Origin of the sequence: Streptosporangium sp. NBC_01755 (genome assembly GCF_035917995.1) — a bacterium.
In the GTDB taxonomy this organism is placed as follows: Bacteria; Actinomycetota; Actinomycetes; order Streptosporangiales; family Streptosporangiaceae; genus Streptosporangium.
Genome location: NZ_CP109131.1, coordinates 5,276,797 through 5,289,718, shown reverse-complemented (window position 1 = coordinate 5,289,718; position 12,922 = coordinate 5,276,797). Strand labels below are relative to the sequence as shown.

Sequence of the window (12,922 nt, the reverse complement as noted above, 5' to 3'; positions counted from 1 at the left end):
GTGGGGCATCACTGGGCGCTCGGGGCCGGGAACCGGGTAGCCGAGCTGAAGGCGGTCGCGGAGCTGCTCGACATCGAGTTCCGCGAGCTGCGGGTATGAGACCGGAGGGGGGCCTCGACCGGGCGCCTGCGGGGGGAGCATGATGGCCTGATGTCGTACGCTGACGCGTTTGCCCGCAGTATCACCGACCCGGAGGACTTCTGGGCGGAGGCCGCCGAGGCGGTCGCCTGGAGCAGGCCCCCGCGCGAGGTGCTGGACGCCGGGGCTCCGCCCTTCTACCGGTGGTTCCCCGACGGGGAGCTGAACACCTGCCACAACGCGCTGGACCGGCACGTCGAGGCGGGCCACGGCGACCGTCTCGCGCTGATCCACGACAGCCCGGTGACCGGTACCGGCAGGCGCTACACGTACGCCGAGCTGCGTGACGAGGTCGCCAGGTTCGCCGGGGTGCTGCGCCACCTCGGGGTGGAGCAGGGCGACCGGGTGGTGGTCTACATGCCGATGGTGCCGGAGGCGGTGATCGCCATGCTGGCCTGCGCGCGGCTGGGGGCCGTGCACTCGGTGGTGTTCGGCGGATTCGCGCCCAAGGAGCTGGCGGTCAGGATCGACGACGCGCGCCCCAAGGTGGTCGTGTCGGCCTCCTGCGGGATCGAGCCCACCCGCGTGGTGCCGTACAAGCCGATGCTCGACGCCGCGCTCGACCTGGCCGGGCACCGGCCCGCGCACTGTGTGATCCTCCAGCGCGAGCAGGCTCCGGCGGAGCTGGTGCCCGGGCGGGACGTCGACTGGGCGAGCGCTACGGCCGAACCCGCCGAGTGCGTGCCGGTGAAGGCGACCGACCCGCTCTACATCCTCTACACCAGCGGCACCACCGGGCTGCCGAAGGGCGTCGTACGCGACAACGGCGGGCACGCGGCGGCGCTGCTGTGGAGCATGGCCAACGTCTACGACATCGCCCCCGGCGAGGTGTTCTGGGCGGCGTCCGACGTCGGCTGGGTGGTCGGGCACTCCTACATCGTGTACGGGCCGCTGCTGCGGGGCGCCACGACGGTGCTGTACGAGGGCAAGCCGGTCGGCACCCCCGACGCGGGCGCGTTCTGGCGGGTGATCGCCGAACATCGGGTGAACGCGCTGTTCACCGCGCCGACCGCGTTCCGCGCCATCAGGAAGACCGACCCGGAGGCGGCCCTGCTGCGCGACCATGACATCTCGTCGCTGCGGACGCTGTTCCTCGCCGGGGAGCGCCTGGACCCCGACACCTACCACTGGGCCGTGGAGAAGCTCGGCATCCCGGTCATCGACAACTGGTGGCAGACCGAGACCGGCTGGCCCGTCGCGGCCAACCTGCGCGGCCTGGAACCCATGCCGGTCAAGCCGGGCTCCCCCACCGTGCCCGTCCCCGGCTACGACGTGCGCGTGCTGCGGGCCTCGGGCGCCGAATGCGCCCCCGGCGAGGAGGGGGCGATCTGCATCCGGCTCCCGCTCCCGCCCGGCACCCTCCCCACGCTCTGGCAGGACGACGAGCGCTATGTGAAGTCCTACCTGTCGGCCTTCCCCGGCTACTACCTGACCGGCGACGGCGGCTACCTCGATGAGGACGGCTACCTCTTCGTGATGGGCCGCACCGACGACGTGATCAACGTGGCCGGGCACCGGCTGTCGACGGGGTCCATGGAGGCGGTGCTGGCCGCGCACCCGGCGGTGGCCGAGTGCGCGGTGATCGGGGTCGCCGACGAGCTGAAGGGGCAGGTCCCGCGCGGCTTCGTGGTGCTGAAGAGCGGGGCTTCGGTCGATCCCGAGACCCTGCGGGCCGAACTGGTCCTGGCCGTCCGCGAGCAGGTGGGCGCGGTGGCGGCGCTGAGACAGGTGGACGTGGTCCCGGCGCTGCCGAAGACCAGGTCGGGGAAGATCCTGCGCAAGACCATGCGCGGCATCGCCGAGGGCATCGACGAGCCCGTCCCCTCGACCATCGAGGACGCGACGGTGCTGGACGTGCTGCGCCCCATCGTCGGGCGCGGCGCCACCACCCGGGACGACCGGGACGCCGACCCCCTCCGCTCGGGCTCCGGCGACGGCTGATAGGCCGGCCCCGGCCGGGCCGCCGGGATCAGTCGCCGGAGACGATGCGGGCGTGAAGCAGCGCGGCGGCCGCCGGGTCCCAGCCGAACGCCTCCCGCCCGGCCAGCCATGCCGCCGCACCCGCGCCGTCACCCGCCAGGACCGCCGTGGCCCCCAGCTTCTCCCGTACGGCGGAGCCGACAGGTCCCTCGCCGGTCAGCACGCTTCCGGCCAGCACGATCGGGCTCGTCTCGCCCGCCGGGCGGACCTCGGCCACCGTCTCGCAGAGCAGCCTGGCAGCGGTGGAGGCGATCTCCAGGGCGGCGGGGTCGCCCTCGTCCGCCGCCCGGCTGACGAGCGGGGCGAGCCTGGCCAGCTCCAGCGTGGGCCGCGACTGTGCGCGGACCACCAGCCTGATCGCCGGCGCCCGTGTCTCCTCCGTCGCCTCCTCCGCCGTCCCCCCGGCCTTCCCCTGCGGGAGCGGCTCGCCCTCCAGCAGGGCACCGATGACGAGGCGGGTCAGCGTCCCGCCCGCGTCGCCCCGGCTGAGGGCGCGGGCGGCGGCGCGGGCCGCCTGTCTGCCCAGCCAGAACCCCGAACCCCGATCGCCCAGGAGCCAGCCGAGCCCGTCGGCGATCATCACGGGCTCGCGATCCTCGATCCTGGCGGCGATCGCCCCGGTCCCGGCGATGAGCACGGTGCCGCGTGGCTCCGCCGTACCGGCGGCGAAGGCGATGCCCAGGTCGCCGGTGAGCCGGGGCCGGGCGCGCAGGCCGGCCGAGGCCCACATGGGGTCGAACACCAGCCGGTCCAGCGCCCCGGCGCCCGCCATCCCGATGACCGCCCCCGCCACCAGGCTCGGGTCGACTCCGCGCAGGGCCTGCCGCAGAGCCAGGCCGATGTTGGCGACGGCGACGGCATTGCCGTGTGCCGCGGGGTTCCCGCCCCCGGCCGTGCCGTATCCGGCCCGCCGACCGCCGGAGTCGATCAGGAGCGCGCGTGAGGACGTCCCGCCGATGTCCAGGCCGAGGACGTACATCGCGTTCAGAGGTGCTCCCCGAAGAACTTGGCGACCGCCTCGACCGCCCGGGTGACGTGCGGCTCGGTGTCGTAGAGGTCGATGTGGAGCCTGGTGTCCAGCCAGACGAGCCTCTTGGGATCGTCCATCCGCCGGTACGCCTCCTCCGCTCCCTCCGGGGAGCAGAGGCGGTCGACCACGCCGTGCACGATCAGCCCCGGCTTGGGCGACAGGAAGTCGGCGCCCGTCATGTTGTCCAGGGTGATCAGCTCGCGGAGGGAGGCCCTGGTCACCGCGTTGCTCCAGTGCGCCGAGGCACCTCGGGAGGTGCCGTAGTAGGCGAACGGCTCGTCGCCCGGCATCGCCGCCTCCCCCTCCCCCGCCACCGCGGGCAGGTACTCCACCTCACCACCCAGGTCCTGGCGCTCCAGCACCCGCGTGAAGGAGGCCAGCGCCTCCTGGTACCCGGAGGGCGACATCCCGGCGCGTACTCCGTAGGGGTTGCTGTACGCCCCCGCGATGCCCGCGAACGCCTTCACCCGGGGGTCGAAGGCGGCGAACCTGAGCGCGTAGCCTCCGCCGAGGCAGATCCCGACCGCGCCGATCCTGGCGCCGTCCACCTCCGGCCGGACTCGCAGCAGCGAGACCGCGGCCCGCAGGTCCTCCAGCTTTCCCTGCGCGTCCTCGTGGTTGCGTGGCTCGCCACCCGACTCGCCCCAGTTGCGGTGATCGAAGGCCAGCGTCACATATCCCGCTCCGGCCAGCCTGGACGCGTACAGGCCGGTGACCTGGTCCCGGGTGCCGGTGAACGGGCCGGTGAGGACCAGGGCGGGATGCGGGCCCGGCGCCGCCGGGATCCGCAGGTCGCCGGCGAGGGTGACCCCGCCGACGGTGAACTTCACCTTTTCGGACATGCTTCAAGTCTGTACGTCCCGCACGGCGGAAGCCAGAGGTTCCGTCGGCCGGCCCCGTCACGGCCCCGTCACGGCCCCGGCCGGCGGGGCTCCATCGGCCATTCCCCGCCCTGGCCGGCGGCGGTTCCGTCGGCCATCCCCGTCCCCGGCCGGTGTGGGCAGGGGACGGGGACGTCCCCTAGGAGTCGAACCCGAGGCCCATCCGGTCCAGGGTGCGCAGCCAGAGGTTGCGGCGGCCCTCGTGCAGGTCGGCCTGGGCGATCGACCAGCGGGTCATCTGGATCCCGACCGAGCGGACCGGCTCGGGCGGGAACGGGACGGGCTTCTCCTTGACCATCCGCAGCTCGGTCCGCTCGGTCCGCTCGCCGCTGAGCAGGTCGAGCATGACGTTCGCTCCGAACCGGGTCGCGCCGACGCCCATACCGGTGTATCCGGCGGCGTAGGCCACGCGCCCGCCGTGCGACCGGCCGTAGAAGGCGCTGAACCGGCTGCAGGTGTCGATGACCCCGCCCCACCTGTGGGTGAAGCGCAGCCCGGACAGCTGGGGGAAGGTGGTGGAGAAGTGTTCGGCCAGCTTGACGAAGGTCTCGTCGCGCTGCTCGTACTCGGGCTTGATCATGCCGCCGTTGTAGTAGACCGCGTCGTAGCCGCCCCAGAGGATCCGGTTGTCCTCGGTCAGCCGGTAGTAGTGGAACTGGTTGGCCGCGTCCCCCACCCCCTGCCGGTTGTGCCAGCCCACCGAGGCCAGCTGGTCGGCGGAGAGCGGCTCGGTCATCAGCGCGTAGTCGTAGACCGGCACGAGGAAGTGCTTCAGCCGCCGCAGCAGCGGCTGGAACACCCCCGTGCCGAGCGCGACGTTGCGCGCCCTGACCATGCCGTTCGGGGTGAGCAGGTCCAGGCTCGTCGGAGTGTCCTTCATGGTGCGTACCGGCGTGCGCTCGTAGATGCGCACGCCCACCGAGAGGCAGGCCGTTCTGAGCCCCCAGGCCAGCCGGGCGGGGTCGAGCATGGCGCAGCCGTCACGCTCCCAGTGGCCACCGATGTAGGTGGGCGAGTTCACCTCCGCCCGGACCTCTTCCGCGTCGAGGACGTCGAAGCGGGTGCCCAGCTCGCGGGCGATGTCGAGGCTCCGGTTCATCTCCTCCAGCTGCCACGGCTCGGCGGCCACGTGCAGCTCGCCGGTGCGCTCGTAACCGCAGTCGATGCCGTACCTGGCGATGGCCTCGCCGAGCTCGTCGAGGTTGTCGACGCCGAGGCGTTCGAGCGTGGAGATCTCCTCGGGCCAGCGCTCCAGCCCGTTGGCGAGGCCGTGGGTGAGCGTGGCCATCGCGAAGCCACCGTTGCGTCCGGAGGCGGCCCAGCCGATCCTCCGTCCCTCAAGCAGGACGACGTCGAGCGACGGGTCGCGTTCCTTGGCCATCAGGGCGGTCCAGAGCCCGGAGAATCCTCCGCCGACCACTGCCAGGTCGGCGCTCGTTTCACCGAAGAGCCGCGCCAGCGGCTCGGGTTTCGCCGCACTGTCGAGCCAGTACGGCTTGCGCTCCGCATCAGCAAGAGCCTTCAGCGGATCCACAAATCTCACTTCCCTACGTGAGTCAGATTATCTTTGTGTGTATCGCGTGGTCGTGAAGATCACGCGCGGGTTCCCCCCGCCTGATTCCGATCTCGCCTCCCTGTTCTGTGCCGTGGATGTCGTGCGGTGGATGTCCTTGCCGGCATCCGGATACACCGAAGCCCCGCGCCACCCGGTGAGGGCACGGGGCTTGACGGCGGCTAGGTGCGGCGGCGCGCGTTGACCGTGTTGACCACGGCGATGGCGACGCCTACTGCGAATATAAGCGTCCCGAGGATGTTGACCTGAGGCGGCACCCCGATACGGGTGGCACCCCAGATCCACAGCGGGAACGTCTGGGTGGCACCGCTGGTGAACTGGGTGATCACGAAGTCGTCGATGGAGAGCGCGAAGGCCAGCAGCGCGCCGGAGACGACGCCGGGCAGGATCATCGGGAAGGTGATCCGCCAGAACGTCGTCCAGGTGGACGCGCCCAGGTCGCGTGCCGCCTCCTCGATCGACCGATCGAGCCCGATCACCCGGGCGCGCACGGTGATCGCCACGAAGGAGAGCGAGAACAGCACGTGCGCGATGACCACCGTCGCGAAGCCGGTCTGCACACCGGCGCTGATGAACAGCGAGAGCAGCGAGGCGCCCATGACGAGCTCGGGTGAGGCGATCGCGGCGAACATCACCAGGTTGGTCGCGCCCTGCCCGCGGAAGCGGTAGCGGCCCAGGGCCAGGCCCATGAGCGTGCCGATCAGCGTCGTGATCACCGTGGCGAGCACGGCGATCTTGAGTGAGTTGAGCACTGCCGTGACCAGCTCGGGATACTCGTCCAGGCGGCCCCACCACTTGAGGGTGAAGCCCTGCCAGGTCACGTTCGACTTGCTCTGGGTGTCGTTGAAGCCGAACACGATCATGACGGCGATCGGCAGGAACAGCCAGGCGATGATCAGCCAGACGTAGACCCGGAGCAGCCGGTCACCCAGCCGCCTCGTGTTCAGCGGGGACCTCCGCCCGGCGGGCGCAGGGGCGTCCATCCCGTTCACGACATCGGGTGCGCCGGTGCTCACGGTCGCTCACCGTTCCTGGTCCGGCGGAGGGTGTCAGGGCTCATCGGGCCGCCGCCTCCAGGACGTTCTCGGTGCCGAGCGCCTTGGCGTAGGCGAAGATGCCGATCAGCATCGCCGCCATCAGCGTGAACGACAGCGCGGCGGCGGTCGGGTAGTCGTTGTTGACCAGATACTCGGTCTGGATGATGTTGCCGATCATCGTGTTCTCCGGACCGCCGAGGATGCCCGCGTTGACGTAGTCCGCGGTCATCGGGACGAACGTCATCAGCACTCCGGCGAACACGCCGGGCAGTGAGAGCGGCAGCACGATCTTGGTGAACGCCTCGTGTCTGGCCGCGTACAGGTCCTGGGCGGCCTCGACCACCTTGGGGTCCACCCGCTCCAGTGCGACGTAGATCGGCAGGATCATGAACGGCAGGTAGTTGTAGATCAGGCCGCCGATCACCGCGAACGTCGTCTGCAGCACGTGGAAGTCGTCGGGCAGCAGCCCCGCCGATTTCAGTGGCCCCAGCAGCATGCCGTCGTCGGCGAGCAGGAACCGCCACGACACGGTGCGCAGCACGAACGAGACGAAGAACGGCAGCAGCACCAGCAGCAGGTAGGTGGACTTGCGGTTGCCGCCCTTGAAGGCGATCCAGTAGGCCATCGGATAGGCCAGCGCGATGGAGACGACGGTCGCGACCAGACCGTACCCGGCCGAGCGCAGGAACTGGGTCTGGTACTGCGCCAGGGCGTCGCCGTACACCGAGAAGTTGAACGTCTGGACGAACCCGTTGACCACGTCGCCCTCCTGGGTGGAGACCGAGGCCATGAAGACCATCGGCACCACCAGGAAGATCGCCAGCCAGAGTCCGCCGGGCAGGATGAGCAGGTAGGGGGCGAGGCGCTTCACCGGCCGCTTGCCCCTTCCCGTCTGGTTCGCTCTCTCATCGGCCTAGCCCTGCGTGATCGGTTGGAAGATGTCCTCGAAGATCTTCTCCTCCGCCGGGCTCAGCTTCTTGTACGACCGCAGCTTGGCCATGTCCGCCTCCGAGGGGAAGATCATCGGGCTCTCGGCGATCTGCTCCAGCGCCGCCTTCTCCTTGCCCGTGGCCTTGGCGGCGTCGGCGAGGACCAGGTCCTTGGCGGAGGAGACCGGCGTGATGTAGTTGATGGACTCGACCAGCATCGTGGCGATCTTCGGCTGGTAGACGTAGTCCATGTAGGTCAGCGCGTCGACCGGGTTCTGCGAGGTCTTCGGGATGCACAGGTTGTCCGTCCAGATCGTGCCGCCCTCCTCGGGCACCACGAACCTCAGGTCCTTGCCCTCGGCGACCTGCTGGAAGATGTCGCCCGACCAGGCCATGGTGATCCAGATGTCTCCCCTGGCGAGGGCGTCGACGTAGTCGTTCTCGTAGTACTTGCGCACCAGACCCGCATCGCGCTGCTGCTTGAGCTTCTCCCCCGCCTTCTTCCAGTCGGCCTCGGTCGAGGTGTCGGGGTCGATGCCCAGGGCGAACATGCCGAAGTTGGCGACCTCCTGGGTGTCGAGCATCATGCCGACCTTGCCCTTGTACCTGGGGTCCCAGAGGTCGGCGATGCTCTTGACCTCGTCCACGTACTTGGGGTTGTAGGCGATGCCGGTCAGGCCGCCCGCCCACGGGATCGTGTGGGCGTTGTTCGGGTCCCAGGTGGGGTTCTTGGACACGGAGCTGGCGTTGGCGGCGAAGTTCGGCAGCTTGGCGTGGTCGAGCGGGACGAGGTAGCCCAGCGCGATGGCCTTGGACAGCTGCAGGCCGTTGGTCAGCACCATCAGGTCGTAGCCGATGTCGTTGTTGGCGGCGAGCAGCGGCTGGATCTTGCCGAAGAACGTGGGGATGTCCTGGATGGCCTCCGTGTAGGTCACCTTGATGCCGGTGTCGGCCTCGAACATCTCCAGGGACGGGTATCGCTTGCCGTCCTTGTCGATGTAGAGCGGCCAGTTGGCGAAGCGCAGCGTGCCGTTCTTCTTCTTGGAGCCCCAGTATTCGGCGACGGCGTCCTTCTGGGGCGCCTCCACCTTCTTGCCCTGCACGCCGCAGGCGGTGAGGGCGAGAGCGGCGGCCGACATCCCACCCAGGCGGAGGGCGTCACGGCGGGTGACGGAGCGGCTCTGCGTCATGCCACGCAGGAAGGCGGGGTTCGTGCGGGGATCCATAGCGTGCTCAACTTCCGATCGCATACGAGTGGTGCGGCTGCCACGACAGCCACACGGCGTCGCCACGCTCCGCCGTACTCGTGCTGTCGAGTGCGTTCTGCTGGAAGACGGTCACCTCTGCCCCCTGGGCCAGGCTGACCGTGTAGGAGTTGTAGAGCCCCAGGTAGACCACCTCTGAGACGACGCCTCGTACGACGCTGAGGTCTCCGGTGGGCTCCTCGGTGGAAATACCGATCTTCTCCGGGCGCACCGTGATCGCGATCGGTTCCCCGGCCGTGAACGATCCGCCCTCGGCGAGCACCTGGTCCTCCTCGCCCAGCTTAAGCACCGCGAAACCGGATTGGAGACGGTCGACGGTGCCGTTGAGCAGGTTGGACGTGCCGATGAACCCGGCCACGAAGGCGGTCGCGGGCCGCTCGTAGATCTCTCTTGGGGTGCCGAGCTGCTCGACCATGCCGTCGTTCATGACCGCGATGCGGTCACTCATGGTGAGCGCCTCGCTCTGGTCGTGGGTGACGTACACGAAGGTGATGCCGACCTCGCGCTGGATGCGCTTGAGCTCGATCTGCATGGCCTGGCGGAGCTTGAGGTCGAGGGCACCGAGCGGCTCGTCCAGCAGGAGCGCGCGGGGGTTATTGACCAGGGCCCTGGCCAGGGCGACCCGCTGCTGCTGGCCTCCGGACATCTCACGAGGACGGCGCTTCTCGCGCCCGGTGAGGTCGACGATCTCCAGGATCTCGCCGACGCGGCGCTTGATCTCGGCCTCGGCGACCTTCTTGCGCCGCAGGCCGAAGGCCACGTTCTCCCAGACGTTCATGTGCGGGAAGAGGGCGTACGACTGGAAGACCATGTTGACGTCGCGCTTGTTGGGGGGGACGTCGGTGACGTCCTGGCCGTGCAGCCGCACGTTACCCCGCGACGGATCCTCGAACCCGGCGATCATGCGCATGGTGGTGGTCTTGCCGCAGCCCGAGGGGCCGAGGAGGGAGAAGAACTCCCCCTCGGCGATCGTCAGGGTGACGCCCCTGACCGCCTGGACGACCTCTCCGTGGGAGACATACTCCTTGACGACCCCGTCGAGTTCGATCGCGGGCACTTGGGGCGAGCGGGCGGCGGCCGCCTCCGCGCCCACCTGGATTTTGGTCATGCCAGGCTTATCCCTCTGTTCGCGGCTATTCGCCGATGTAGTGCATGACGTGCTTGACGCGAAGGTAGTCGTGCAAGCCAAAAACGGACAAATCCTTACCATAACCGGAGTGCTTGAAGCCTCCGTGTGGCATTTCTGAGACGAATGGGATGTGAGTGTTTACCCACACCACACCAAAATCAAGACGATTCGATACCCGCATCGCCCGACCGTGGTCGGAGGTCCACACCGAACCCGACAGGCCGTACTTGACGCCGTTGGCCTTGGCCACCGCGTCCGCCTCGTCGGAGAAGGCCTGGACCGTGATGACCGGCCCGAACACCTCGTTCTGCACCATCTCGTCGTCCTGCCTAAGGCCGTCGACGACCGTGGGGGCGAAGAAGTAGCCCCGCTCGCCGACCCGGTTCCCGCCGGTCAGGACCTTGGCGTGACCGGGAACCCGGTCGATGAAGCCGGTGACACGGGTCAGCTGGTCGGCGTTGTTGAGCGGGCCGTACAGGGCCTCCGTGTCGGAGAGGTCACCCGTCACGGTGCTCGCCACCGCCTCGGTGAGCGCGGCCGTGAACTCGTCGTGGACGTCCTCGTGGACCAGCACGCGGCAGGCCGCGGTGCAGTCCTGGCCGGCGTTGTACAGGCCCGCGGTGGCGATGGACTCGGCGGCGGCCTTGAGGTCCTTGACATCGTCGAACACGATGACGGGCGCCTTGCCGCCCAGCTCCAGGTGGACCCGCTTGAGGTCCTCGGCTGCGCTCCTGGCCACCGCCATACCGGCACCGACGGAACCGGTGATCGCGACCATCGACGCGGTCGGGTGGCCGACGACCAGCGCGCCGGTCTCCCGGTCGCCGACGACGACGTTGAAGACGCCCTTCGGCAGGACCTCGCCGAGGATCTCGGCCAGCTTGACCGTGGAGACGGGGGTGGTGTCGGAGGGCTTGAGCACGACGGTGTTACCCGCGGCGAGCGCCGGGGCGATCTTCCAGACCGCCATCATCATCGGGTAGTTCCACGGCGTGACCTGACCCACCACACCGATCGGCTCGTGCCTGATGACCGAGGTGTGCTCGGCGAGGAACTCACCGGAGGTCGGGCCCTCCAGCGTGCGTGCGGCGCCCGCGAAGAAGCGGAAGTGATCGGCCGCGACCGGGGTCTCGTCCTCGGCCATGCGGGCGCGCGGCTTGCCGGTGTTGAGGCACTCGGCCTCGTTCAGCTCCTCGGCCCGCGCCTCGATCGCGTCGGCCACCTTGAGGAGCAGATTGGCACGCTCGCCCGGGGTGGCCCGGCCCCACGACTCGAATGCGGCGGCAGCGGCGGCGTAGGCCGCGTCGACGTCCTCCTGGCCGGAGACGGGGGCGCTAAGGTAGGCCTCTCCGGTGCAGGGGTCGATGACGTCGGAGAACCTGCCGCTCCTGGCCTCCACGAGCTCGCCGTTGACGTAGTTTCTCAGGCGGGGGAGCTCAGGGGTATCAACCGGGGTGGTCACCGTCGGCCTCCTATGGATCGGGGCTGAGTTGTCGCGACTCTTACAGAGCAAGAACCGTACGACAAGGGATTTCGTTGTTAAGATACCAAATTGCTACGAAATCGCTTGACAGGCAGCCCGAAACTGACAACATGTCACATCGGACCCGCAACATGACGGAAACAGCCCCGCAACATGACGCCAGGGAGCGCGGATGACGACGCCGCCCAAGGTACGCCGCGACAACGACGCCAGGCCAGGACCCGTCGTCCTCGACGAGATCTCCAAGCAGATCATCGAACAACTGCAGGGAGACGGACGCAAGCCGTACGCCGCCATCGGCAAGGCCGTGGGGTTGTCCGAGGCCGCGGTACGCCAGCGGGTCCAGCGCCTGATCGACGCGGGGGTCATGCAGATCGTCGCGGTCACCGACCCGCTGACCCTGGGCTTCTCCCGCCAGGCCATGATCGGCATCAAGTGCGAGGGTGATCTGGAGATCGTGGCCGACGAACTGTCGGCCATAAAGGAGATCGACTACGTGGTGCTGACCGCCGGGTCGCTCGACATCATGGTCGAGGTCGTCTGCGAGAGCGACCAGCACCTCCTGGAGATCCTTGGCAAGATCCGGGCCACCCCCACGGTCCGTGCCACCGAGACCTTCGTCTACCTCAAGCTTCACAAGCAGACCTACTCCTGGGGCACCCGCTGACAACTCAACGGCCGGGATGGGCCTCCAGGACGCCCGCCAGGTCGGCGAGGAACCCGTCGACCTCGCTGACCGCGTAGCCCGGCCTCAGCATCACCGTGGCGAACCTCACTCCGCGCACGTCATCGGGGGTGAGGGGCCGGTCGATGGTGCCGCGCAGGGTGGCCGCGACCCGGTTGAGGAAGGCGTCGACCTGGTCCTCGTTGTAGCCCATACCGAGCCGCCCGGGCCTGAAGGCGACCCGCTCGACCCGGGCGGCGTGCTCCTCGGCCTCGTCGGCGCCGAGCGGCTCCGGTGACCCACCGGCCACCGGCTCCCGGTCAACCGCGCCGGGATACCGGGTCTCGATCGCGCCGAGCGGCTCCGATGACCCACCGGCCACCGGCTCCCGGTCAACCGCGCCGGGATACCGGGTCTCGATCGCGCCGAGCGGCTCCGATGACCCACCGGCCACCGGCTCCCGGTCAACCGCGCCGGGATACCGGGTCTCGATCGCGCCGAGCGGCTCCGATGACCCACCGGCCACCGGCTCCCGGTCAACCGCGCCGGGATACCGGGTCTCGATCGCCACGATGAAGGCCTCCAGCGCGAAGTCGACGGCGATCTCGTGGTAGCCGCCGGGCTTCGCGCGGAAACGGGCGTCGCGGATCTCGTCCGCGGTGATCGGCTCCCCCTCCGGGGCGCCCCTGCCGAGGGTGCCCTCGATCCGGCGGACCAGCAGATCCACCTGATCGGGGTCATATCCCGTACGTACCCCGAGAACCCGTGGAAAGTGGTTCAACCCCGCGTCCTTTCGCCTCTCGCCCATTGGCC

The 12,922-nt window shown here is 69.3% G+C and carries 11 protein-coding genes; 2 read left to right on the top strand and 9 right to left on the bottom strand.

The features are described from left to right. Nucleotides 1–150 precede the first annotated feature (150 nt). A complete protein-coding gene (locus OG884_RS25200; RefSeq protein ID WP_326636834.1) occupies nt 151–2,079 on the top strand; it encodes a propionyl-CoA synthetase in 1,929 nt (642 codons plus the stop codon). A gap of 28 nt (nt 2,080–2,107) precedes the next feature. Here OG884_RS25200 and OG884_RS25195 read toward each other — a convergent pair whose 3' ends face one another. The 8 genes from OG884_RS25195 to OG884_RS25160 all read right to left on the bottom strand — a co-directional run bounded on the left by OG884_RS25195 (nt 2,108) and on the right by OG884_RS25160 (nt 11,424). Further along, nucleotides 2,108–3,097, bottom strand: a complete 990-nt coding sequence (locus OG884_RS25195) for an N-acetylglucosamine kinase (protein WP_326636832.1) — start codon at nt 3,095–3,097, stop codon at nt 2,108–2,110. A gap of 5 nt (nt 3,098–3,102) precedes the next feature. After that, complete coding sequence (locus OG884_RS25190; protein WP_326636830.1) at nt 3,103–3,990, bottom strand: alpha/beta hydrolase; 888 nt, start codon at nt 3,988–3,990, stop codon at nt 3,103–3,105. A 178-nt stretch (nt 3,991–4,168) separates the two neighbouring features. Then, the gene (locus OG884_RS25185) at nt 4,169–5,563 is read right to left on the bottom strand and encodes an NAD(P)/FAD-dependent oxidoreductase (protein ID WP_326646989.1); all 1,395 of its coding nucleotides are present in this window, start codon (nt 5,561–5,563) and stop codon (nt 4,169–4,171) included. A 200-nt stretch (nt 5,564–5,763) separates the two neighbouring features. Then, on the bottom strand, nt 5,764–6,585 hold the full coding sequence (locus tag OG884_RS25180; RefSeq protein ID WP_442811743.1) for an ABC transporter permease: 822 nt from the start codon (nt 6,583–6,585) through the stop codon (nt 5,764–5,766). A gap of 73 nt (nt 6,586–6,658) precedes the next feature. Beyond that, complete coding sequence (locus OG884_RS25175; protein ID WP_326636826.1) at nt 6,659–7,510, bottom strand: ABC transporter permease; 852 nt, start codon at nt 7,508–7,510, stop codon at nt 6,659–6,661. 42 nt (nt 7,511–7,552) lie between these two features. Then, a complete protein-coding gene (locus OG884_RS25170) occupies nt 7,553–8,794 on the bottom strand; it encodes a polyamine ABC transporter substrate-binding protein (RefSeq protein WP_326636825.1) in 1,242 nt (413 codons plus the stop codon). A gap of 7 nt (nt 8,795–8,801) precedes the next feature. Beyond that, nucleotides 8,802–9,941: an ABC transporter ATP-binding protein gene (locus OG884_RS25165; protein WP_326636824.1), complete on the bottom strand. Its 1,140-nt coding sequence runs from the start codon at nt 9,939–9,941 to the stop codon at nt 8,802–8,804. Between the two features lie 25 nt (nt 9,942–9,966). Next, entirely contained in the window at nt 9,967–11,424 is a 1,458-nt protein-coding gene (locus OG884_RS25160) for a gamma-aminobutyraldehyde dehydrogenase (protein ID WP_326636823.1), read from the bottom strand. A 193-nt stretch (nt 11,425–11,617) separates the two neighbouring features. Between OG884_RS25160 and OG884_RS25155 the strand changes: the two genes are divergently transcribed. Beyond that, a complete protein-coding gene (locus OG884_RS25155) occupies nt 11,618–12,112 on the top strand; it encodes an Lrp/AsnC family transcriptional regulator (RefSeq protein ID WP_326636821.1) in 495 nt (164 codons plus the stop codon). 4 nt (nt 12,113–12,116) lie between these two features. On the opposite strand, the gene OG884_RS25150 is transcribed toward OG884_RS25155, so the two are convergent. Then, nucleotides 12,117–12,890: a DivIVA domain-containing protein gene (locus OG884_RS25150; RefSeq protein WP_326636819.1), complete on the bottom strand. Its 774-nt coding sequence runs from the start codon at nt 12,888–12,890 to the stop codon at nt 12,117–12,119. Nucleotides 12,891–12,922 lie beyond the last annotated feature (32 nt).